The sequence below is a fragment of the Paenibacillus sp. GCM10027628 genome, from assembly GCF_042676385.1.
Lineage (GTDB): Bacteria > Bacillota > Bacilli > Paenibacillales > NBRC-103111 > Paenibacillus_E.
The window spans coordinates 41,191-64,166 of record NZ_JBHTHA010000004.1 but is presented as its reverse complement, the minus strand read 5'-3'; the positions used below and the strand labels follow the sequence as shown (position 1 = coordinate 64,166).

The following is a 22,976-nucleotide window of genomic DNA, read 5'->3' as shown; positions in this document are numbered from 1 at the left end:
CGTCTTAAGTCGCAGGAAGTGAAGGTTCTAGGCTTCATAAGACGGAAAAACCGCGTTAAAGTACAGTAAGCCGGAGATATCTGCAGCAATCTGGGGCTTTAACGCTGAAATACCGTCTTAACGTGCCTGATTCGCCAAGTCCGAGCTTGTTAAGACTGAAAAACAGTCTTAACAGGCAGGAGGCGCCGATTCAGAAAGGTTCGTTTTTCTTGCGCCCGCTCGATAAGAACAACAGCGCGCCGGCGGCAATCAACACGATAGCCAAGATGGGGCTGCTGCCGAACAGTCCGTTCCATAAAGCGCCAACGGAGAAGAGAGCAAAGAACAGCAGCGATAGGACGAACAAAATATTAATTGGAATGAGCAGCCAACGGTTGCGCCCACCGAACCAATAGAACTCGAACAGTCCCGCCGATACCGCGAGCAGGAAGCCAGGCCAAAGTACGCCCCACAGGTCGAAAAGCATGGACAGCTGGCAGAAGATACCGGCAACGAGCAGAATGCCGCCGGGAATAAGCAGTCCCGTACCGCGCCGACCGGTCATGCCAAAGTATAGCCAGTGAAAGAAGATGCCGAGCGGCATCACGAACAGGCTGGGCCAGAAGTATCCGAATAACGAGCCTGTACTTAGCGCATGGTCTCTTGTTGTAAACAGTAGGATGCCGAGGGCAATAAGTCCTATGCCGAATAGCGATTTCTGATTCATGAGAGAGTATTACCACCTTTGTTACGATCTGATGTACATTACACTATTTTACAAGGTAAGTTTGTGCCCCGTCTTCGTTCTGTAGACTGATTTCATTCCCCGGCCAAGGTCTTGATGCGTGAATAAACCTGCCTCAGTGAGGGAGCGGAATGGAAACTCAAGTCGTAATTTAGTACACTGGATAAGTATGGGAAGTCTTGCCATTTGGCTATCATTTGGTCATTATGAATCGAGGATGTGGAGCAGGATGGACAGCTTTAACGCTTTGGTGGTAGATCGTACGAAGGATTCTTTTGCATTGGAAGTGAAGGAACTGAGGATCGATGATTTGCCTGCAGGTGAAGTGACGATCCGTGTGTTATACTCCGGGATTAATTATAAAGACGCTCTGGCCTGCAGCCCGAATGGGCGCGTGGTGCGTTCCTATCCGATGGTACCAGGCATCGATTTGGCGGGTACAGTCGTGGCGTCGACAGATAGCCGCTATCGCGAAGGTGACGAGGTGCTGGTCACCAGTTACGAGCTGGGTACCGGGTATTACGGTGGGTTTAGTGCGTATGCGCGTGTGCCGGCCGATTGGGTCGTACCGTTGCCTCATGGACTTACGCATCGCGAGGCGATGATCCTGGGGACCGCCGGATTTACCGCAGCGATTTCCATTCAGAGGCTTGAGGAGAACGGGCTTCGCCCGCAACAAGGGCCTGTCCTTGTCCGTGGTGCAACCGGCGGTGTAGGGAGTAGCAGCGTATCCATGCTTGCCGCTCTTGGCTATGAAGTGGAGGCGAGTACCGGGAAAAGTGCGGATCATGCCTACCTGCTGCAGCTCGGGGCTAAACGTGTATTGACGCGGGAGGAACTCTCGCCGGAAACGATTAAGCCTATGGACAAAGAATATTGGACGGGGGCGGTAGACCCTGTCGGCGGTACATCCCTAACATATGTGCTTAGCAAAATGAAATACGGCGGTTCCGTCGCGCTGAGCGGGCTCACTGGCGGCAACGAATTCCCGGCTTCCGTTTTTCCATTCATACTTCGAGGGGTGAATTTGCTGGGAATAGACTCGGCTTACTATCCGATGGCTGCCAGAAAGCTCCTCTGGGAGCGGATCGCCACCGAGCTTAAGCCGGCAGAGCTTGAGAAGACCGTATATAAAGAAATTAAACTTGAGGACGTTGCTGACACGGCCGAGGAAGTTCTGCAAGGACAAGTCAGAGGTCGCGTGCTCGTCCGATTGAACGATTAGAGGAGGCATGTTACATCGATGAAAATGAGAGTTTCCGCGGTGCAGTATCATCTGCATACGATACATAGCTTTGAGGAGTTCGCCGCACAAGTCGAGCATTATGTGAAAACGGCGCAGGAGTTTGAGTCGGATTTTGTGTTGTTTCCGGAGCTGTTCACGACACAGCTGATGTCCATTGGCGACGGCACGGGTAAAGCGCTGCCGGTTGAGGCGCTGCCAACGTACACGGACCAGTACCGCGCGCTCTTTCGAGGGCTGGCCAGGCAAACCGGCATGCATTTAATCGGCGGTACGCATATCACATCGGAGGGCGGCAAACTTTATAACACCGCACATTTATTTTATCCGGACGGACGCATAGCCGAGCAGAAGAAGCTGCATATCACGCCGACCGAAGTCAAGGAATGGAACATGGGGGCAGGGGATAGCCTGCAAGTTTTCGATACCGACAAAGGACGGATCGCCATTCTTGTGTGCTATGATGTGGAATTCCCGGAAATCGTACGGATGGCTAGAGCCCGCGGAGCCGACGTCTTGTTCGCGCCTTCCTGCACGGATGATCGGCATGGCTTCCATCGAGTTCGCTATACTTGCCATGCCAGAACGATCGAGAACCAAATCTACGTCGTAACGACGGGTACAGTCGGTGCGCTGCCAACGGTCGATTTTATGAGAGGGAACTTCGGTCAAGCGGCAGTCATTACGCCGAACGATGTGCCTTTTCCGCCAAAAGGGATTCTTGTGGAAGGCGAAATTAACGGGGACATGATCGTCACCGCCGATCTCGATTTGGAACTGCTGCATGTAGTTCGGGAAAAAGGTTCCGTCACCACGTGGCGCGATCGCCGGACGGATCTTTACACGGACTGGTCTTAACCGTTAAGGGGGCTTATCACCCATGGCATATTATAAAAGCTTATACGTTTTCGACGGAGAAAAACCGGTTTCATCGATCATTCGCAACTATAAGACTGAAGATTTTGAAGGATTGATTCGCGTGCAGCAGGAAAGCTTTCCGCCGCCATTCCCCTCGGAGCTGTGGTGGAACGAGGAGCAGCTTCAGGAACACGTCACTCGCTTTCCGGAGGGAGCGCTATGCGTAGAGATTGCCGGCGAGATCGCCGGTTCCATTACGGGACTTCGCGTCCAGTACGATCCTCAACATGCAACAGATCACAGTTGGGCGACAATCACGGATAACGGCTACATTCGCAATCATAGTCCGGACGGAGATACCCTCTATATCGTTGATATTTGCATTCGCCCCGCTTACCGGAAGTTCGGACTTGGTAAATGGATGATGCAATCGATGTATGAGGTTGTCGTACAACTCGGGTTAGACCGGCTGCTCGGAGGCGGACGTATGCCCGGCTACCATAAGGTGGCCGACACGATGAGTATCGAGGCTTACGGAGAAGCGATTCTGAACGGCCGTTTAAAAGATCCGGTCATTACGTTCCTGTTGAGCTGCGGGCGCACGCCGGTACAAGTCGTACCGGACTATTTGGAAGATGAAGAGTCTCGCAATTACGCGCTGCTCATGGAGTGGCGCAATCCATTTCGATCCCATTAGCTTTACCAAAGGAGTGTACGCTATTATGGAATATATTCGTATTCAAAGTATAGAAAATCCGCTGTTTCGTTCGATGCATGACCTGATGAAAGAAGTATTCCCGCCGGAAGAAGTGCTGGAATTTTCATTATGGAAGGAGCCGCTTGAAGACCCGGGCATACGGGTTTTCGTCGCCGTACACGAAGGTAAGGTTGTAGGCACGACGGAATACCGATATTATGACGATTTCCAGGTAGCGATGACGGATTTCACGATTATTGGTCAAGCGGGGCTTGGGATCGGACGTTTCCTGGCACGTAAACGATGGGATGATCTTCAGGCCCTGGCGGCCGCCTCCGGCAAGCCGATGCTCGGCATGTTCGCCGAAATTTATGATCCGTATCGGATCGAGGGGCATGCTTTCGGCGGCGTGAAGCCGATGGATCCTTATGTCCGCCGTGAGGTGCTCTCGCACCTTGGCTACAAGCGTCTGGATTTCACTTACGTGCATCCGTCCTGGGAAAATGATGGGGAGGCTGTATCGGAGCTGGATCTTTGCTTCCTTCCGACGGATGAAGAACAAACGGAGCTTCAGGCTGAGCTAGTTGTTAAATTCCTGAAAAGGTATTATGCGGTTTTACCCAATAAGCCTAAATCATGGCATGAAATGATTGAAGCTTTAGAACAAAAAGATGATCTCCCGCTACTGCCTCTATAAGCTGAAAATGGTACTTGAACCTGGAGCCCTGGCTCCGGGTTTATTTTTTGGAGGAGATGAAATTATTTTTAAAATCAATGTTTAGCTTACCAGCATACTTCATGGACATGTATAATCAGAGTAGATAAACTCACTTGAAAGATCGGAGGAGATCGATATGAGAGAAGGATTGCATGTTAGAGCCGGTCTATCGCCGCAAGAGCTGGAAGAAATCCGGGCGCTGTGGAACATTTGCAACGATCATGAGCAGATCAGCATCAAGCTGAACTGGAGTACGTTATCAAGCAGGCCTGTAGGTGTAACGAATGACTTTTTATTTTACGAGAATGATCGATTAGTCGGGTTCTTGGCGATATACAGCTTTTTGTCCACAGAAGTTGAAATTAGCGGGATGGTGCATCCGAAGGCTCGCCGTCAAGGTATTTTCAGTCAATTGGTGCAAGCAGCCATTGCGGAGTGCCGGCGCAGAACGATTCCGAAACTGATTTTTATTAGTGAGCGCGGTTCAGCGAGCGGTAAAGCTTTTCTGACGAACCTTGGTGCGCGTTACAGCTTTTCGGAGTACGTGATGGAGCTTCAGGAGCGGGAAGGTATGATTCAGCTCCCTGAGAGCGAAGAAGTTCGGATTCGTCCGGCTGATCGCGATGATACCGAGCTGCTTGTTTCATTGAATATGTCTGGTTTCGCCATGCCTGAAGACGATGCGAGGGAGTATGTGGTCCAGACGCTGGAGGGCAATAAAGAACGGACATGGGTTGCTGAGCTAGGGGAAGACCGTGTGCCCGTCGGGAAGATAGGCGCAATGATCGAAGCGAATAACCAAGGGTTTATATATGGATTTTGCATATCCCCCGAGTATCGCAGCCAAGGCATTGGCCGCAGAGTGCTGCAACAGACAGTTGTAGACCTGAAAGAAAAGTATCAGGCGCGCCGGATTAAGCTCGAAGTCGCCGCCCAAAACGAGAAAGCGCTGGGCCTTTATCAATCGTGCGGTTTTCAGACGTTGAATGCGAACGACTATTACGAACTTTTGCTCCTCTAAAAAGAAAAGGATAGAGATGGCAGTCACGGAACTGCTTCTCTATCTTTTTTTTCAATGAAAAATAAGTTCCGATGAACCGCTGATGATCGTTCCTGTATTCTTGCCTTCGCAAATCTCTTTCATCGACCCCGGCTTATCAAAGTTGAACACATGAATCGGGATGTGATAATCCCTCGCGAGGATGAAGGCAGACTGATCCATCACCTTGAGATCATTCTGAATCACGTCATTGTAGTGGAGCGATTTGTATTGCAGCGCATCCTTATGATGCTTAGGATCCCGATCAAAGACACCGTCTACTCCTTGCTTCGCGACTAGGATGGCTTCACAGTTGCACTCGATGGCTCTTTGAACGGATGGATAGTCCGTTGTCACAAAAGGCTGCCCATTGCCGCCTGCGAAAATGACGATGTAGCCTTTTTCCAGGTGATGAATGGCTCTGAGCCGAATAAAAGGCTCCGCTACGGAGGCAATCGGGATGGCAGTCATGACGCGCACTTCCGCATTCGTCTTCGCTTTGAGGACGCCGCGCAGCATTAAGCTGTTGATCACCGTTGCGAGTGTGCCGATATTATCGGCCTCCGCTTTTTCGATGCCCCAGCTTTCCCCCATATTGCCGCGGAAAATATTGCCTCCGCCGATCACGAGGCACACCTCGACGCCAAGATTGACGACGGTCATAATTTCATTCGCAATATGGTCCAGCTGCCTAGGATCGAATCCAAACTCACTTTCGCCGGCTACGGCGCCGCCACTCAGTTTAATGAGCACTCTCTTATAACGCATGGTCACCTCTCCTCTCTCATGATCCCATAAAAAAACACTAAAGCAATAAATGCTTTAGTGTTTCAACGAATAAGAAATATGAAAGAGCCGATTCCGAATCGCAAAACCTTTCTTCACCGACACCTTCATATTCTCACACCTTCCAATTAAGATTAGTTGTATTTTACCGAATCGGGAGGAGAATTGCAATAATTGTCATTTTTGTGGGACGCGCATGTGAACGAACAGTCCGATAATGACCAGAACGAGCAGGGAGGCGAGTGCTACTCGACTGGCCAAATTGCCTGAAGATGCAAGCGCCCAAGTAATCGATCCGTAAAGAGCCGGCCCGACGATGGACGATACCTTGCCCGAGAATGCGAATAGTCCGAAAAACTGGCCTCGCTTAGCCTCTGGCGTCAACTCCACGATGAGTGTGCGGGACGTTACCCACATGGCGCCCATTGATACCCCGTATAAGCTGCCGGCGACCCAAAACAGACTTTTGCTGGTGGCAAGCGAGGCTATGGCAATGGCGATGATCAGGATGATCGCTACGGCGGTGACGGCTTTTTTTGAGCCGAGCGCTCTCGTGACATAGCCGAAAAGGAACGATCCGATAATGCTGGATACCGTAGAGACGAGATACAGCAGGATGAATTGTCCGGTCGTGAAGCCCATAACTGTGTTGGCGTAGACGGCCATGACGGCGATCGCCGTGGCAATCGCATCGTTAAAGAAGAAGTAGGCGATCATGAACTGGAAGGCCGCCCTGTAGGTGCGTGCTTCCTTGAACGTTTCCCAGATCTCGCGATATCCGCTGAGGAGCGACTTCTTTGCGCCGACGACGATCTTAGCAGGTTTCTCTTTATACAAAAGCATAATCGGCAGGGAGAAGATAAGGAAAAGCAGTGCGCTTGGAATGAACGTATTCTCATAATGCTTGCCGTCGATCAAAGGAAAGACCACAAGTCCGACCAAAGTGCCGATGTAGCCAACGGCGACGCCAACGCCAGAGATGATTGGCAGCTCGCGCTGATTGCCCAGATCTGAAATCATGGAGTCATAGAAAATGAGGCTGGAATTGTAAAAAAATTTGGCAATCATGAAGAAGAAAATGACGGCGATGATCGAGATATTGAGCCCCATCCATTGCTGATCCGTATGCCAGATGGCGGAGGCCCCCATGAGCAGCGTTGCTGCGATGCAGACGAGTGTGAAGGGAACGAGGTAAGCTTTTTTCTTCCCGGTGCGGTCGATCCAAACCCCGAACAAAGGGGACAGCAGCACGAGGAACAAGCTGGAAAGCGCATTGGAATAGGTGATGAAAGTGCTCGCGATCTGATTCATCTCTTCGCTCTTACCCAACGTTTCACTCAAATAAAACGGATAAAACACGGTTACGATGTTGGATGAGAAAATCGTGTTCGCAAAATCGTACATCGCCCATGCGAAAATAGGCAAAGAAAAGAACAACGTCCACACTTTACGCGCGTGTATCGTGCTGGAAGCGGGTTCAAGTTGTGCCAACGGGTTCACACCTTTCCTTAGAGTCAGTGTATAAAAATGTTAAGTTGCATTACAACGGATCCAGTAAAAGTATATTGGCTGTCATGCGGGGAAATCCCTCTAGTTTTACAAGAAAAATAAATCTCCCCTCAAGAAAGTGGAAGGAGATTTTATTTTTGTATGGAGGCTAATTTTTGAGGGATTCCTACCGACGATCAAACGCCATGCGTGCCGCAAGGCCAGTCAGAACGCTGGCCATAAGCCAACGCTGCACCTTCAGCCATGTTGGCCGTTTGCCGAACCAAGCAGCAACTTTGCTCGCTGCGAGCACAATGAGCAGGTTGACGGTGAAACTAACTGCAATCTGCGTCAGGCCTAATGTCATCCCTTGCAGTAGCAACGATCCCCTCGAAGGATCTTGAAATTGTGGCAACAGAGACACATACAATATGGCAATCTTGGGATTTAGCAGATTCGTCATAAGCCCCATTAGAAATAGCTTGCGTGGCGGTTCAATAGTGAGTGTACGAGGCTCCAAGATAGAGGTTGCGCCAGGCTTAACCGCCTTCCAAGCGAGCCATAGCAAGTAGGCGGCTCCCGCCCATTTTACGACTTCGTAGACTAACGGGACCGCAAGAAAGAGAGCGGTAAGACCGAACATCGTGGCGACCATGTAGATAACGAAACCCAGCACAACGCCTAATAATGAAATGACCCCCGCCAAGCGCCCTTGCGTAATGGAGCGGGAAATCAAGTAAATCATGTTGGGACCCGGAGAGCAAACCATCCCGAGCGAAACGAATGCAAAAGCGATCAAAGTACTGAAGCTAACCAATGTGATCCCTCCCGCGATGATAATTCAAACCATTATGGAGCAAGTTTGCTTCAGTTTCAACTTATTTTTTTATCTTGAAAGTGGCTTTAATGCTCTTGATATCGTTAAACATGGATTGATAATCATCCTTTCTGCAGATGGATAAAACGCTAATAGAGAAAAATTTGGAATAAGGTTTCAATTTTTTCGCTCCTGCCATTTTGTAATTGGTGTTATATTCCACATCGCTGATCTTATCATGTTTGACGAGTTGAATGGGAAAATATTGCATTTTTTTACCATGACCAAAACCGTTTGCACCTCCGTGCAGTCTAATGAATCAGTAAAGACTCAGCAGGAGGCGAGGCCGACTTGGATACAAACTTGCTCGTGAAGGCAGCGCAAAAAGGCAACGCATCCGCATTCGCCGAACTGCTTTCGGAGCATCAAAACAAGCTGTATCGCATTGCATTTGCGCATTTTCGCAATGAGCAGGATGCCTTAGAAGCGATGCAAGAGGTTGCATTCCGAGCGTTCAAAGGAATTAAAAAATTAAAAGCTCCGCAGTATTTTTCTACATGGATCACGAGAATTGCGCTGAATTATTGCGCGGATGAATTGAAGCGGCGAGACCGATCGGTCTCGAGTTGGTCCGGCGAGATGGAGCCTCCGCCTTCCGAAGGGGAGAATGATAGGATCCTGGCTATGGATATGCGTCGAGCTGTCGATCAATTACAGCCTCAATCGAAGCAGGTGATTATTTTGAAATACTATGAAGATTTGACGATTACACAAATTTCGCAAATGCTGGAATGTCCGGATGGGACCATCAAAACCCTGCTTCATAAAGCGCTTCGCGAGCTGCGAGGGCTGGTTAGAAAGGAGGGGGATTTTGGGTGACTAGGCAGGAGGATGAGGGATGGGAATCGTTGCATATTTTAAAAGATGAGTATGAGGAAATCCGGATACCTGAATCATTAGGCAGCTATGTACAGCGCGGCATTCAAAAGGGCGCTGCCGAGCAACGAAAATTGCGTCGCAATCGGTGGGCAGTCGCGATAGCTTCAAGCATCCTGCTTTTCATGCTGTCAGGCACGATCCGAATCTCCCCCGCCTTTGCTTCTTGGGTGGGAAGCATACCGGGAATGGATCGAATCGTGAAATTAATTAGTCAAGATCAATCCCTTCGGTTAGCTGTTGAGCATGATTTTATACAGCCTGTGGGTATATCGGATGAGCATGATGGCATTCGTGTTACAGTGGACGGGATTATCGTGGATGAAGTCCGGATGAACATTCTATTTACGATTACTCCGCTCTCCAAGGAAATACCAATTGCCGGGCTGCCGAGCAACTATAGACTGACTGATGGAAGCGGGGCACAGTTGCAAGCCGCCATCGGTTATGGAATGGAGCCGAGCGGAGGGGTTGCCGACCAGACTAACGGTAGATCCATTCACCGGCGAATTGACGTTCAATTCATCCATGAATCCGAAATGCCGCAAACGGCTGTATTCGAAATTCGAGATAAAGAGGGTCAAGAGCCTTGGAGGATCACATTCCCAATTGATCACGAACGTTTCAAACAGATGAAGCACACCTTCGATCTGAATCAGACCGTAAGCCTGGATGGGCAAAAAATCACATTCTCTAAAGTGACCATTTATCCGACCCGTACGATGGTCGAGGTCACCTTTGACGAGGCCAATTCGAAACAAATTTTTGGTTTTCGGGATATCCGGATGGTGAATGAAAAAGGCGAGTCCCTAACGACCAATATGGCTTCGATCGTTTCGCCGGACCAAAGAATCTTATATTTTGAAAGCAGCTTTTTCTCGGTTCCGAAGCATTTGCATCTGGAAGGGAGCCTCCTAACAGCGCTGGATAAGGATCAGCTTGAGGTAATTATCGATCCTGTGAAGAAAGAAATCGTCAAATCGCCTGACAAGCGGCTTCGCTTGACCCATATGGACCACAACGACGATGAAATGGGCATGTTCTTTGAGTTAGATGGTTTGGAGGAATGGGATCGAATGGCATACTCCTTAACCAGCAATTTTACTGACGACAGTGGAGCTGTGTATCCCGTTGGCGATAGGAGAATTACGAGCGCGGAGAAGCAGTTCATTTATTTCAAAATCCCTTATGCGAGCTATCAGGGAATGCTGCATTTCAAGCTAGAGGATTACCCAGCGCCATTGCGGCAAAATTTCAGGGTAGATATTCAATGAACGAAAGAACGGCTCCCTTGCGATGAGACAAGGGAGCCGTTTTAATCAAGATTCCGTATTCGGTTTTTTAATTTCGACCTCGATCATATCCATGTTTTCTTTCATTTCCGACACGCCGATGCCGTTGCGCTGCAAGGTCGAAGAGAGGGACTCTTTGTCTTGAGCCGGGAATACGTAAGCGTTGTTTTGCTTGTTATCCAACAAGCGTTTAGCCACTTGAACCAGGCGCTCCATCGTGAATGGCTTTTTCAAATATTTCTCGATCTCTTTCTCGTGATAATCATGAGGCGGATCGAGCGCCGTCGATACGATGACCGGTGTTTGATAATGAACGGGGTGACGATACAGCTCGGCAAGGAAATCCCAGCCTGTCATTGCGCCTTCGAGGTGAATATCCACAATAAACAACATCGGGCCTTCGCCTTGACTCCGATTCAACGCCAGAATGCCTTCTTCAGCTGAGCGGAGCTGCATGGAAGGTAGATTCAGCTTACCCAGTGCCACTTGAATCAGCTTGGCCAAATTGTCGTCGTCCTCGAAAATGACGATTTGACCGTCCATGGCCGAGAGTTCGTATTGCTCCAACTCGATTATGAAGGTGGTTCCTTTTCCCATTTCCGAGGTGAAGGAAATATGCCCGTGATGTCCTTCGATAATTTCTTTCACAATGGCCAAACCTAGGCCGGTGCCGCCGATTTGCCGACGGTCCGAGTTATCGACCCGGAAAAACTTGGAGAACATGTGCGCATTTGCCTCTTCAGGAATCCCAAGACCATAATCTTGAATCGATATGGCGACTCGACCATCGAAGGCAGCTAGACGGATATCGACCTGATCCGCACCTGGTGAATACTTGATGGCGTTGCTGAGCAAATTGTGGAGCACCTGACGAATACGATCTACGTCGGCACGTACCCACAACTCTGTATCCGGATGCTGAACAACAATGCGATGCTGCTGTTTGTTCTGCCATTGATCCACGATCTCTTGCACAGTGGGCAGCAGGTTAACCGGAGAGAAGTGATAGACTTGCCGGCCCGACTCCATGCGCTGCAAATCAAGAAAATCGTTAATCAAATTCGATAAGCGCTGCGCTTCTTTATAGATCGTATCCATGTATCTCTTCTGCTTTTCTTGCGGAAGCTCCCGATGCAGTAAAATCTCTATAAATCCGAGCACACTCGCCAGAGGCGTACGCAATTCATGGGAAACGATGCTGATAAACTCATTCTTCATCTCATCAATGCGTTCTTCCTCCGTACGGTCGCGGAATACGAATAAGTAGCCTTTCTGTTCGGTATCTTCCCCGACGACGGTGGCATACAGTTCGGCATGCTGCTGCAGATCCTCCATTTCGAAGCTGAAGCGTTGTGTGAGATGAGTGAGAGAGCCATCAAGAAGCGCTTCAATGGATGAGGCGACCCCGTTAAAGTTAGGGGACACCGCAGCGATTTCGTGGCAGCTTGTCACTAGATTGCGGCCAATCTGCTCCTGCAAATGAAAATAACGGCTCATGCGTTGATTCGCAAAGAGCAAAGTGCCTTGTGAATCGCACATCATCATACCCTCATGGGCGGATTCCAGAATGCTTTGGATAAGGTCGCGCTGATCTTCAATCAGTTGCTTTTCCATCATCAATTGATCATTCAGCTCCGCCAGGCTTGAGGCCTGTTTGCGGCGCTCATCATTCATAACCTGGGCGTAGAACGCGAGGTCGAACTGACGCACCAGTCCGCGGGTGAGTCGTTGGTTCTCTTCTTGATGGAAGGTGCTTTGATAGCTCGTGAGCAGCAGAAAGCCGATGACCTTCTGTTTATCATCGAGCAATGGGAAATATTGATCGACAGCGCGCATCACGCCGCCATGCACACCGCGTTCATGCCCAGACACATCGCGAGTATGAAGCAGAGGAATTCCTTCTTCAAAGACGCGCTTCGCAGGTCCGAACAGACCGCTTTGCAGGCGGGAAATATGCTCCTCCGGAAAGCCGCTAGAGTGAATAACCTCATAGGCAGCTGAGCTACGTTCAAAGCGTTCCATCACTACAAGCGCTGCATCCTGGTTTAAGGAGTCTAACAGAGCAGGCAGTGAATGCTTCAAGAAATCCTTCAGTTCCACATAGCCGGTCAGTTTTTCCTGATAAGTGGTGATGAGTTCTAATTCTTGCTCCCGCTCGGACAGCTTGGCCAGTGTAACCTGCTGCTCTTCCTGCTGAGCAATGATTTCCTCATTTTGCGTTTCCAGGCTCTCCGCCATGTAACGGTAGGTTTCCTCGCTTTTACGCAGCTCTTCTTCGGCGCGGTTGGCGCGGATAAAGATAAAGACAGACATGCCGCCTGCGATCAGCGCGATAATGCCGCCGATCATCGTAATTGCACGGGACGTAGCTCCCGCTTGGTTAGACGCATTGTACGCGTCGGTAGTAATTTGCGCGATGTTTTTCTCGATGCTGCTATGTACGATACGGTAACGATCCATCATCGTTTTGCCGTTGGGTATCCGTGCTTTGGCATCATCGGAGTTACCGCTTTTAATGGATTCCAGTTGCGCATCATAGTGCTTCTGCAAATTTGCAATCGCAGGAATCGCTTGGGTATCGATGATGAGCTGGAGCGTAGGGTATTTTTGCTCGAATTGCCGTATCTTCTCCAGATCGGCTTCAAGTTGTTTTTTACCAGTCGTATAGGGCTCTAAATATTGTTCATTACTGGTTAGCAAATAACCTCGAATGCCAGTCTCCTGATTGATCAGATCGGTAAGCAGATTGTTGGCTGTTTGGGTAATTGGAATGGAGTCGTTCACGATCGCGTCGCTCTCGCTTTGCATATTGCGCGAAGCGACATAGCTCGAAATACTTACGAAGGCTAACAACACCACGGTCAGAACAACGTATAGCATGGAGATACGCGATCTCGTAAAGTTCTTCATAGATAGAGTCACCTAAATTCTAAAAGGATGGAAGTTGCGATTTAAAAATTCGACAAGTTTGGCCAAAGTCCTTCAATTTTCGCTGATGTTAGTTTTTGTGACATGAATCGATTGCAAGAAGCGTAGTTGTCGTTTACAATACATTCAAAAGTGATGAAGAGAGACGTGGTGTTGTCAGCGTTGTTCCGCCAAAAGGAGGGCTGTACTGTGCAAGTAAAAGACAGCAAGATTCCGTTGAAGCACGAGGTGAGGCCGTATTTTCAGCCGATTTTGTCCTTGCAGAATCAAGAAATTGTAGGGTATGAAACATTGGGGAGAAGAATGCGGCAGGGCGGCATTGAGAGCCTGGGCCCCTTTTTCAAAGATCCGGACATTTCCGAGGACACGCATCTCTTAATTGACCGGTATTTGAGAGAGTATGCGATCGAGCAGATCGCAGCATCGGACGATGAGTGTTCATTATTCATCAACTTAAAGCCGTCCTGGATATATCGGACCTATAAGCGCAGCAATATGCTGCCTACCATTGAGCTATTGAGGAAATATAACATCAATCCGGCACGTATCGTGATCGAGATCACGGAAGAGGAGTTCACCGGAAAGCTGCAGGAGCTGACACAAATCGTGGAGTTGTACCGTAAGTTCGGTTGCACCATTGCGATTGATGATGTGGGAAGCGGCTTCAGTAATTTCGACCGGATTGCGAGCCTGCAGCCAAAGATCCTGAAGATCGACCTGAACATCTTGAAAAAAGGCGCTACGCATGCGGGTTACAAAGCGCTAATGCAATCATTCTCGATCTTAGCGGCCCAGATGGGGGCGTCACTACTCGTCGAAGGCGTGGAAACGAAGCAGGAACTGCAAAGCGCTCTACAAGTTGGGGCGAGGTATGTCCAGGGTTATCTATTCTCCAAGGCAGAGGCCGAGCTGCAGGATCGCGATGCGTTCAAAGCCATGTTACAAGCGGAGATGAACCTGTTCAGTCAAAAAGAATTTCAACGCTACAGCCGGTTATTCACCATCAGCGACTGTTTGAATCCTCTCCTTAACGCGGCGGTATCCATACAAAACGCAGAAGACGCGGATCATGTTATCGAGCAGGCCATCGGTACGGTATCGGATAACTGTATACGCATGTACATCTGCAGGGAAGACGGCTCCCAGCTTTCTTCCAATTACACGCGGTTCGAGGCCGCTTGGCGTAAGGATGAGCGTTTCCGCGGAGCGAACTGGATCTGGAGGCCTCATTTCGTCTCCAATATTTTGACGATGAACCTGCAAAAGCAGGGCATCCTCTCCCAGGTCTACACGGATCTGGACACATCCTGCCAAATTCAAACCTACTCCTGCGCCATCGGCGAGGGTTGTTATTTGTTTTTGGATTTGACGCTGTGAACACGATGAAATTGTTGAGGTTGCCTCTGAGTTGGGAGATTTGAGGTAAGTGCAGTCACTATCAGCAGTAACCAAAACCATAACAGTAAGCATGAAAAACAGCATCAACGTGCCGCGGGAGTGAGAATGCGGAGAGAAAGGATGAAGAAAAAAAGTTTGTGCACCAAAATTACAAATATTTGCATCCATCACTCCGATGGATACTCAAACCTAAATAGACAAACTTCTTGATGTTATTAGGATGCGATGCATTTTTATTTTAACGGTGTAAACGGGTTTAGTCATGACTTGAGGCAAGGTTTGCAACAGAGAATACGAGGCGCTAATAGTGTACTTTTTTGACGCTAAATTAATGAAAAGTGGTCAAAAACGAGCTCGATAGAACAAAAGTCTATAATTAAAGAACCCTATTCGTTAAACATGGAATCTTGTTCTCTGTGCTATCTCTGGCGGTTGAATCACTCCTATTTAGAGTCTCTTGAGTGTCTTATTAGAGAACGACGGGCCTAAAAAACCGGAAATGGACTCCAATTTTCGATAGAGGTACCCCACCCTCGAAAACAACCGTTTCCTACTCGCGAGAGCGAGGATGCGGAGAGTTAACACTGTTTTTCAGTGTTAAAAGTGCAGGGACGAGCGAAATCACATGAAAATGCACCCGTAAGCGCGAAAAACAGCGTTAACATGCCGCGAGAGCGAGGAAGCGGAGAGTTAGCGCTGTTTTTCGGCGTTAAAGGCGCAGAGACAAGCGAAATCACAAGACGGCGCAGGACCAGGACGAAGCTACGCCTCGACCCACTCGCGCCGCAGCGAGAACAGGTCGCGCAGCTCGTCGGTCGACAGCTCGGTGATCCAGTTCTCGCCGGTGCCGACGATCTGTTGGCTCAAGCCGAGCTTGCGCTCGATCATCTCGTCGATGCGCTCCTCCAGCGTGCCAAGCGTGACGAACTTGTGCACCTGCACGTGCCGCGTCTGCCCGATCCGGAAGGCGCGGTCCGTCGCCTGGTTCTCGACGGCGGGGTTCCACCAGCGATCGTAGTGGAACACGTGATTCGCCGCCGTCAGGTTGAGGCCGATGCCGCCGGCCTTCAGCGAGAGGATGAACACCGATCGCTGCTCATCTACCGGCTGGTCATCAGTGTTCTGGAAGTGCGCGATCATCTCATCGCGCGCGTTTTTGGATGTGCCCCCGTGCAAGAACAGCACGGGCTCGCCGAGCTCCTGCTGCAGGACATGCTGCAGCAGATTGCCCGTCTCCACAAATTGCGTGAAAATCAAGCATTTGTCGCCCTCTTGGCGCAGCTCGTGCACCATTTCGAGCAGCCGCTCCAGTTTGTTCGAACGTCCGCTCCACGGAGCATTCGGTCCTTCCTTAAGCAGCAAAGCGGGATGGTTGCACACCTGCTTGAGCTTCGTCAGCGCGGCGAGAATGAGACCGCGCCGCTCCATGGCCGAGAGCTTATCCAGCCGGTCGAACATGTCTTGGATATAGTTCTCGTACAGCGAGCCTTGCTCGGCCGTCAACGAGATGAACGTCTTCGATTCGTTCTTCTCCGGCAGATCCAGCTGAATGGCCGGATCCTTCTTCACGCGGCGCAGCAGGAAGGGCCGGATCAGCTTTTGCACCTTGCCGATGGTTTCGTTGTCCTGCGTTTTCTCGATGGCATTGACGTAACGGTGCGTAAACTCACGAATCGTGCCCAGATAACCCGGGTTCGCGAAATCGAAAATCGACCAAAGCTCGGTCAGCCGGTTCTCGATGGGCGTTCCCGTCAAGGCGATGCGATGGTAACCCTCGAGTCGCCGGATGGCGGATGCTTGCTTCGTATATGCGTTTTTGATATTTTGCGCTTCATCCAGGCAAATCGAGTTCCACGCGACCGAGGCGAGCTCCGTTTCGTCCAGATGAGAAAGTGTATAAGAGGTAAGCACCAAGTCGGCGCTGCCAACGGTTTCTTTAAAAGCAGGCCCCTTTAGCCGCTGCGGCCCATAGTGCAAATGTACCTTGAGTGACGGCGCGAAGCGCTTGAGCTCCATCTGCCAGTTGCCGAGTACGGACGTCGGACAGATTAGCAGCGAAGGCGTATCCGGCTGTTCCTGTTCTTTGACCGTGAGCAAATAAGTGATCCATTGGATCGTCTTGCCGAGACCCATGTCATCGGCCAGGCAGCCGCCCAAGCCAAAACGGCGCAGGAACAGCAGCCAAGAGATGCCGTCCACCTGATAGTGGCGCAGAGAGCCATGGAAGCTCGCCGGCGGCTGAACGATAGGGATGCTCTCTGTCTGCGTCAACTGATCGATCATGTGGCGCAGCTGTTCGTTCAGCTCGACCTCCATATCGAGATAGCGCAGTGCATCGGGATCATCTTCCGCCGGCAGCAGACCGGCGGCTTCGCCAGCGAAATGTAGCTCCAATACATCGCGGAAGGACAGTCCCTTCTTCTTGGCGACCTGTTTCATAATCTGCTCGACCTGAGCCATAAACTGCGGGTCGAGCTGAATCCAGTTGCCGCGAATCTGGATGAGCTTGCGCTTCTCCTCCAGCAGCTGACGGAATTCCTCTTCCGTCAGCTCGATATCGCCCACAGCCAGCTTCCAGTCGAACTGCATCAGCTGGCTGAGCCCGAACATCGTCTCCCGTCCGGATCCGACGGAAGACTTGATCTTCGCGCGCAGCTTCGGCCGCAGCTTGCGGATGCGGTCCCACCAGGCCGGGAGGAACACACTCGTCCCGGCCTCCACGAGCCGCACGCTTCCCTCTGCGAGGAAGCGCCAGGCCTCCTCCTCCGTCAGCGTCTGACGGAGGGTCGGCTCTAAACCACCCGCATCCAGCCAAGGCAGGATGCGCACCCACTTGGCCGCATCACGCTGCACGCGGCCAATCTCCGGCTGCCACGCCTCCGGCAGGGGCAGCTCGCCCGGCACGGGCGTGCCGTCCGGCGTCACCGTACGCAGCACGTCCGGCGATAGCCGGTCCTGCAGCACGATGCGCAGGTGCCAGCCGTGGTCCTGCGCCAGATCCGGCTCAACGAGCTGCAGGCACGTGCGCATCGGCGTCCGGTCCTGGCGCCAGCCGATCGTGACGAGCCAATCTTCCTCGTCGAGCCACACATCCGCGCCGAGCTCGCTGCGCCGCATGAGCGGATACGCCGCTTCGAGCTTCCGCAGGTTCTCTTTCATGACCCCGTCCGCGTCGACCCACTCCGGGATAAGCGCATGGATCCAGCGAGTGATAGTGGGTGTCTCCAAATCTTGCAGCTCCTCGGGGAGCTGAAGCTTCCAGCCGATTTCGCCCGCTTTCCATTTCTCATAATCGGGCATAAAACTTCCCGTTGCCAAAGCTTCCTTGATGGCCGGAGCGAGACGAATAAGCCCGGCGCATTCCGCATCCCAGCCGAGCTTGAGGTGCTGAACCGGCTGCGGATCGCCGAAATAATCGAGCGCTTCCAGCGGCAGCAGCTCGATGCCCTCGCGATTTTGCCACTCGCTCGGTTCCATGAACGTGCCGTAAAAGGAGGTGCGATGCCAGGCGAACAACATATTTTTTAAATCCAGAGCATCCCATATGCCGCCGTTCCCGCGGGTGCCCCAGAGGAATAAAGAACCATTCGGTGTGGAGCTAACGTGAACCGTCAGCGCGCTGGTTTCGATCATCGAATCCATTTTCCTTTCTTCAGTTCTTCTTGGAACGCGCGCAAGCGTGAGAATTTATCCGAGAGCCGGTAGATGTAATGCTCCCAGCGGTCAGCTTGATCCAGCTGTTTATAGAGCGCATGCAGCTTCTTTAGCAGCCGGACGGCTGTCTTGTAGGAAGCGCGATTTTTCTCTAAAACAGCCCGTTCTGCGGCTTGGTGGTAAAGGGGGAGCAGCAGCCCCGCATCGTGATCTTCGATGGCTCGCAGCTCCATGGCATACAGGCTCAGCGGTGAAATCCGGTTGGCCAGCTGCAGGTCGACCCATTGCCGATAGCGTTTTGTTTGCAGCAAATAGGCCGTATAATAATAATAGGAACGAGGCAGCAGAGACTCCATGACCTGCACCCATTCGCTGTCAGATTCTAAATGCTTGGTCGTATCGAGCCAATATTGGCAGAACGAGCGAAAATCATCATGACTTGCCAGCGCAATCGGCGCCAGCAACCAGCGCAGCCAGACTAACGTCTGCTCCCATTGCCGTTCGTTGTAGTAGTAATTGAGATAGAGGAAAAAATCTCTAGCATTCGGATGCGTAAGCTGTTTCAATCGCTGGAAAGCGGCATCCGTATCCCCCTGGATGATGTCGAAATGTGCCCTGGCTACAAGAAGTGTATCCTTCTTGCGGGTAAGGAGCTCTTTCTTGTTAAGCTGCTGCTCCAGCCGATTGATTTCTTCAGACTGCACCTGCTCGTGCGCCGTCATTTTCCACCACAAAAAGCGGTAGACGAACAACCAGTCAATCGGACTTTCTTTACCCTGCAAAGCGTATTCTCCGAGCATTTTCATCGTTGCTTGCCAGTGTTTCGGCTCTGCGGTGTAGGAGCGGTTCACATCCATACGTTCCACGAATTCCACGAACTTATCTTCGCAATTTTTTGCGGCAATTTTGCAGCCGTTCTCATGATAATGGGATAAATAGGAACTTTTCGTATCTTGATAAAATTGCTCGATCTTGCGCATCATGAAGAGCGCGACATGGAACATGTAAAGCTCCTTGGTCGTGACCCGCCAGTTAGCGGCGTAACCCGGCAGGGTTTCCAATGCCGACTCATAGAATGTTTCAATCGAGTGCTGATGCGAGATTGAGAATCCATGGAATTTGCCTTCAAAAAAGCGGTGCCATTCCGTCGGCATGGCCTCTTCCAGCGGCACGTTGGCGCTCGCGGCTTTGCGCTCAGGCGTTGCACTAGCGCCGCGCACAGGCTTTTTCCGGGTATGGATCGCTTGTTTTAACTGCTGCAGCAGCAGCTCCGGCCGCCCATAGGGCGTATACAAACTGAAAAAAGCCGCGGCTATGTGTTTACAAAAACCATCATAGGAGCAGCTGCATTCGCTCTGCGTGAAATCTTCCAAGCTCAGCACCGCTTCGTACAGCTTATCGCCTTTGACCAGCGCGTGAATGTTCGTGCCGACCAAATCGATCTCGCCTACACGGCCTTTATGGTAATATTCCCAGCCCTTCTCCAAGATGACCGCATCATAATGGTGCTGGATCTGCTTCAATAGGTAGTTCATTCGATTTTTGGGAATCTGCAGTTTCAGCATGATTGCTATCCTACCTCCGAGCGGTGCATTCCTTCTTCCATAGTAACAGATTTTTTCCGAAATTGCCCATTTCCATAGTTTATGCCAATTGGTATTTTTTTATCCGGTGTAGAGGTAGTTATCCCTGCTTTTCTGCCAATAATGTGATAAAGTGAACCTTAAGGAAGTTTTACAATCCCAATCCGTTGATCAGAGGGAGTTGGCAAGCCTAGTAACAGGAAAACCTCCTTCTAATTAACCCACGATTCGATTGAAAACCGCAATGAACTGGAAAACCTCCCTCTATTTTGTGACTGTTTGCAAGAATGAAGGGGATATCGTGAAATTAACGTGAGGTTTTCCATGTAAATGACCAGCTATTCTGTCTAATGCAGCAATTAACATGATGTTTTCCATTTAAAATATTTCTCGGAGATATGATGACCGAGATAAATAAACTCCACTACTTGAAAGGAGTACTGCGAATGGGTATTAAATTTGGCAGGGAATACAAGGATATTGTCGCCGATTTCATGCGTGGTATCGCACTCGTGGACGGCTACTATGATTTGTTCGAAATGACGGAGGAAGAATGGCAGGAGCTGACGCCGGAAGAGCAGGAAGAATGCCTGCGGACGCTGGCTGACGATATCTTTTACGGACTGGGCAGTTCGCCTGTCATTCAAGTAGGCTTGGGATCGGTTCGCCATGATCCGAACAACCATATACTCAAAGTACATGACGGCGAGAAGCTGGTGTCGGTTATTTATTTGGTTTAGAGAAGTTGTGTGGCGGAATTATCTGAACGCTACTATACAATAGAGGAACGATAATCCTCTAATGAGAGAAAAGTGCCCGAAAATTTGATATGGCGGATCGTGAGTGCGCTATTTGAGGAAAATGGGGATCTATGAATGCAGAATCAAGTAAATAAAGCATCCCTGTTCCTCAGGAGCATGAAAATCAGACGTTTTCCGGCAAATTACGGATCCACGTTCCGCTACAATGTTAGTTAGATATAGAAAGGTGTACAAAAGCTATGCTTTCTGAAGCTAGAAAGGTTTTGCAGCAAGTCTATGGTTATCCCGAGTTCCGGGAAGGCCAAAAAAATATAATCACCAACCTGCTGGAGGGCCGGGATACGCTGGGCATTATGCCGACGGGCGGCGGGAAGTCGATCTGTTATCAGGTTCCGGCGCTGCTGATGGAAGGCGTGACGCTGGTGATCTCGCCGCTCATCTCGCTGATGAAGGATCAGGTGGATGCCTTGGCGAGCTTGGGGGTTCCGGCCACTTTTATCAATAGTACGCTGGAAGCCAGAGAAGTGGAACAACGTCTGCAAGGTGCGATGCAGGGCAAATATAAACTTCTGTACATCGCGCCAGAGCGGCTCGAATCGGAACGGTTCCGCGCGCGGATGCATGCGCTGAATCTGCCTTTTGTGGCGATTGACGAGGCGCACTGCGTGTCGCAGTGGGGGCACGATTTCCGCCCCAGCTATGTGTCGATCGCACCGTTTATTCGCGAGCTGCCGAACCGCCCGATTGTGGCGGCGTTTACAGCAACGGCAACGGCCGAGGTGACCGCAGATATCGCCAGGCTGCTGGAGCTGGACGGAGCAGGCATCTTCGTCAACGGCTTCAGCCGGGACAATCTGGAGCTGACCATTCTACGTGGTGAGAACAAGCGGGACTACATCCAGAACTATGTGAAGGATCACACGCACCAACCGGGCATTATCTATGCAGCGACGCGCAAAGACGTAGAGGACCTCTACGAGCTTTTGCGCAAAAAAGGCTACGCCGCCGGCAAGTACCACGCCGGTCTGTCCGACGAGGAGCGCTCCTATATGCAGGAGGCGTTCCTGTACGACGACATTCGCGTGATGATCGCGACGAACGCTTTTGGGATGGGCATCGACAAGTCCAACGTGCGCTATGTCATTCACTACAATATGCCGAAAAACATGGAGGCGTATTATCAGGAAGCAGGCAGGGCCGGGCGTGACGGAGAGCCGTCCGAGTGTATTTTGCTGTTCAGCGCGCAGGATATCATGACGCAGAAATTTTTGATCGAGCAAAATCAGCTTTCGCCTGAGCGTAAAGCAAACGAGTACAAGAAGCTTCAAACGATGATCGACTATTGTTATTCGCCAAGGTGCTTGCGCAATGTGATTTTGCACTATTTTGACGAGACGAATATTAAGGATACTTGCGGCAATTGCAGCTCTTGCAAGGATGATCGCGATACCGTGGATATCACGGTCGAGGCTCAGAAGATCTTCTCTTGCATCCGCCGGATGCAAGAACGATTTGGCATCTCGATGGTAGCCTCCGTCCTCAAAGGATCCAAGGCCAAAAAGATTCTCGACTACCGCTTCGACCGCCTGCCGACGTACGGGATTATGAGGGATTTGGCGGAGAAGGACATTTCCGACCTGATCAATGTGCTTATCTCGGAGGGCTATCTGGCTTTGTCCGACGGCCAATATCCGGTGGTGAAGCTCATGCAGCCCGCTGCGGACGTGCTCCAAGGCAAGCTGCAGGTGTATCAGAAGGTGCGCAAGCAGCAGCAAAAAGCTGCCGCCATCGACAACACCTTGTTCGAGCAGCTCCGTCTGCTTCGCCGGGAAATTGCGCAGCGCGAGAAGGTGCCGCCTTATATTATTTTCTCCGACAGCACACTGCGTGAGATGAGCGAAATTTGTCCGACGACGGCAGCCGGCATGCTGAAGATCAAAGGGGTCGGCGAGGTGAAATTCCGCAACTACGGCATGCCGTTTCTCGAACTGCTGCGCACGTATGCAGGGGAAAGCGAAATCGGCGTCGCTGCTTATGATTTTGATTGAGGGGAT

General features: G+C 50.8%; 17 protein-coding genes. 10 read left to right on the top strand and 7 right to left on the bottom strand.

Features of this window, described 5'->3' with window-relative positions:
- Positions 1-190: 190 nt before the first annotated feature.
- On the bottom strand, positions 191-706 hold the full coding sequence (locus ACFQZT_RS08085) for a hypothetical protein (RefSeq protein ID WP_379298464.1): 516 nt from the start codon (positions 704-706) through the stop codon (positions 191-193).
- Positions 707-953: 247 nt separating this feature from the next.
- Here ACFQZT_RS08085 and ACFQZT_RS08080 point away from each other — a divergent pair, with 247 nt between their 5' ends.
- The 5 genes from ACFQZT_RS08080 (at position 954) to ACFQZT_RS08060 (ending at position 5,261) form a co-directional block, all read left to right on the top strand.
- Positions 954-1,949 (top strand): acrylyl-CoA reductase family protein, encoded by a 996-nt coding sequence (locus tag ACFQZT_RS08080; protein ID WP_379298462.1) that lies wholly within the window; start codon positions 954-956, stop codon positions 1,947-1,949.
- A gap of 18 nt (positions 1,950-1,967) precedes the next feature.
- Positions 1,968-2,825, top strand: coding sequence for a carbon-nitrogen hydrolase family protein (locus ACFQZT_RS08075; RefSeq protein ID WP_379298460.1), 858 nt, complete (start codon positions 1,968-1,970; stop codon positions 2,823-2,825).
- Between the two features lie 22 nt (positions 2,826-2,847).
- Positions 2,848-3,522 carry a GNAT family N-acetyltransferase gene (locus ACFQZT_RS08070; RefSeq protein ID WP_379298458.1) on the top strand — a complete coding sequence of 225 codons (675 nt, stop codon included), beginning with the start codon at positions 2,848-2,850 and terminating at the stop codon, positions 3,520-3,522.
- 25 nt (positions 3,523-3,547) lie between these two features.
- Positions 3,548-4,219 carry a GNAT family N-acetyltransferase gene (locus ACFQZT_RS08065; RefSeq protein WP_379298456.1) on the top strand — a complete coding sequence of 224 codons (672 nt, stop codon included), beginning with the start codon at positions 3,548-3,550 and terminating at the stop codon, positions 4,217-4,219.
- A 157-nt stretch (positions 4,220-4,376) separates the two neighbouring features.
- Positions 4,377-5,261, top strand: a complete 885-nt coding sequence (locus tag ACFQZT_RS08060) for a GNAT family N-acetyltransferase (protein WP_379298454.1) — start codon at positions 4,377-4,379, stop codon at positions 5,259-5,261.
- Positions 5,262-5,312: 51 nt separating this feature from the next.
- On the opposite strand, the gene pyrH is transcribed toward ACFQZT_RS08060, so the two are convergent.
- From pyrH to ACFQZT_RS08045, 3 genes are all read right to left on the bottom strand, one after another.
- A complete protein-coding gene (gene pyrH / locus ACFQZT_RS08055) occupies positions 5,313-6,047 on the bottom strand; it encodes a UMP kinase (protein ID WP_379298452.1) in 735 nt (244 codons plus the stop codon).
- Positions 6,048-6,242: 195 nt separating this feature from the next.
- Complete coding sequence (locus tag ACFQZT_RS08050) at positions 6,243-7,556, bottom strand: MFS transporter (RefSeq protein WP_379298450.1); 1,314 nt, start codon at positions 7,554-7,556, stop codon at positions 6,243-6,245.
- A gap of 184 nt (positions 7,557-7,740) precedes the next feature.
- The gene (locus tag ACFQZT_RS08045; protein WP_379298448.1) at positions 7,741-8,370 is read right to left on the bottom strand and encodes a LysE family translocator; all 630 of its coding nucleotides are present in this window, start codon (positions 8,368-8,370) and stop codon (positions 7,741-7,743) included.
- A 351-nt stretch (positions 8,371-8,721) separates the two neighbouring features.
- Between ACFQZT_RS08045 and ACFQZT_RS08040 the strand changes: the two genes are divergently transcribed.
- Both ACFQZT_RS08040 and ACFQZT_RS08035 read left to right on the top strand, forming a co-directional pair.
- Positions 8,722-9,249 (top strand): sigma-70 family RNA polymerase sigma factor, encoded by a 528-nt coding sequence (locus ACFQZT_RS08040; protein ID WP_379298446.1) that lies wholly within the window; start codon positions 8,722-8,724, stop codon positions 9,247-9,249.
- Positions 9,246-10,580 (top strand): DUF4179 domain-containing protein, encoded by a 1,335-nt coding sequence (locus tag ACFQZT_RS08035; RefSeq protein WP_379298444.1) that lies wholly within the window; start codon positions 9,246-9,248, stop codon positions 10,578-10,580. The genes ACFQZT_RS08040 and ACFQZT_RS08035 overlap by 4 nt, the downstream gene beginning before the upstream one ends.
- A gap of 45 nt (positions 10,581-10,625) precedes the next feature.
- Here ACFQZT_RS08035 and ACFQZT_RS08030 read toward each other — a convergent pair whose 3' ends face one another.
- Positions 10,626-13,508 (bottom strand): ATP-binding protein, encoded by a 2,883-nt coding sequence (locus ACFQZT_RS08030; RefSeq protein ID WP_379298442.1) that lies wholly within the window; start codon positions 13,506-13,508, stop codon positions 10,626-10,628.
- Between the two features lie 207 nt (positions 13,509-13,715).
- Between ACFQZT_RS08030 and ACFQZT_RS08025 the strand changes: the two genes are divergently transcribed.
- The gene (locus tag ACFQZT_RS08025; protein ID WP_379298440.1) at positions 13,716-14,903 is read left to right on the top strand and encodes an EAL domain-containing protein; all 1,188 of its coding nucleotides are present in this window, start codon (positions 13,716-13,718) and stop codon (positions 14,901-14,903) included.
- A gap of 783 nt (positions 14,904-15,686) precedes the next feature.
- On the opposite strand, the gene ACFQZT_RS08020 is transcribed toward ACFQZT_RS08025, so the two are convergent.
- On the bottom strand, positions 15,687-18,566 hold the full coding sequence (locus ACFQZT_RS08020) for a DEAD/DEAH box helicase (RefSeq protein ID WP_379298438.1): 2,880 nt from the start codon (positions 18,564-18,566) through the stop codon (positions 15,687-15,689).
- On the bottom strand, positions 18,554-20,143 hold the full coding sequence (locus tag ACFQZT_RS08015; protein WP_379298436.1) for an SWIM zinc finger family protein: 1,590 nt from the start codon (positions 20,141-20,143) through the stop codon (positions 18,554-18,556). Before ACFQZT_RS08015 ends, ACFQZT_RS08020 begins: the two co-directional genes overlap by 13 nt.
- Positions 20,144-20,607: 464 nt before the next feature.
- On the opposite strand from ACFQZT_RS08015, the gene ACFQZT_RS08010 reads away from it, so the two are divergent.
- Together ACFQZT_RS08010 and recQ are read left to right on the top strand one after the other, a co-directional pair.
- Positions 20,608-20,901 (top strand): hypothetical protein, encoded by a 294-nt coding sequence (locus ACFQZT_RS08010; protein ID WP_379298434.1) that lies wholly within the window; start codon positions 20,608-20,610, stop codon positions 20,899-20,901.
- A 260-nt stretch (positions 20,902-21,161) separates the two neighbouring features.
- A complete protein-coding gene (gene recQ, locus ACFQZT_RS08005; RefSeq protein WP_379298432.1) occupies positions 21,162-22,970 on the top strand; it encodes a DNA helicase RecQ in 1,809 nt (602 codons plus the stop codon).
- The last annotated feature ends 6 nt before the right edge of the window (positions 22,971-22,976 follow it).

Coding starts and splice junctions, on each gene's coding strand:
- pyrH (WP_379298452.1), bottom strand. CDS start 6,047: ATGCGTTATAAGAGAGTGCTCATTAAACTGAGTGGCGGCGCCGTAGCC.
- ACFQZT_RS08080 (WP_379298462.1), top strand. CDS start 954: ATGGACAGCTTTAACGCTTTGGTGGTAGATCGTACGAAGGATTCTTTT.
- ACFQZT_RS08020 (WP_379298438.1), bottom strand. CDS start 18,566: ATGGATTCGATGATCGAAACCAGCGCGCTGACGGTTCACGTTAGCTCC.
- ACFQZT_RS08065 (WP_379298456.1), top strand. CDS start 3,548: ATGGAATATATTCGTATTCAAAGTATAGAAAATCCGCTGTTTCGTTCG.
- recQ (WP_379298432.1), top strand. CDS start 21,162: ATGCTTTCTGAAGCTAGAAAGGTTTTGCAGCAAGTCTATGGTTATCCC.
- ACFQZT_RS08060 (WP_379298454.1), top strand. CDS start 4,377: ATGAGAGAAGGATTGCATGTTAGAGCCGGTCTATCGCCGCAAGAGCTG.
- ACFQZT_RS08085 (WP_379298464.1), bottom strand. CDS start 706: ATGAATCAGAAATCGCTATTCGGCATAGGACTTATTGCCCTCGGCATC.
- ACFQZT_RS08015 (WP_379298436.1), bottom strand. CDS start 20,143: ATGCTGAAACTGCAGATTCCCAAAAATCGAATGAACTACCTATTGAAG.
- ACFQZT_RS08070 (WP_379298458.1), top strand. CDS start 2,848: ATGGCATATTATAAAAGCTTATACGTTTTCGACGGAGAAAAACCGGTT.
- ACFQZT_RS08030 (WP_379298442.1), bottom strand. CDS start 13,508: ATGAAGAACTTTACGAGATCGCGTATCTCCATGCTATACGTTGTTCTG.
- ACFQZT_RS08075 (WP_379298460.1), top strand. CDS start 1,968: ATGAAAATGAGAGTTTCCGCGGTGCAGTATCATCTGCATACGATACAT.
- ACFQZT_RS08010 (WP_379298434.1), top strand. CDS start 20,608: ATGGGTATTAAATTTGGCAGGGAATACAAGGATATTGTCGCCGATTTC.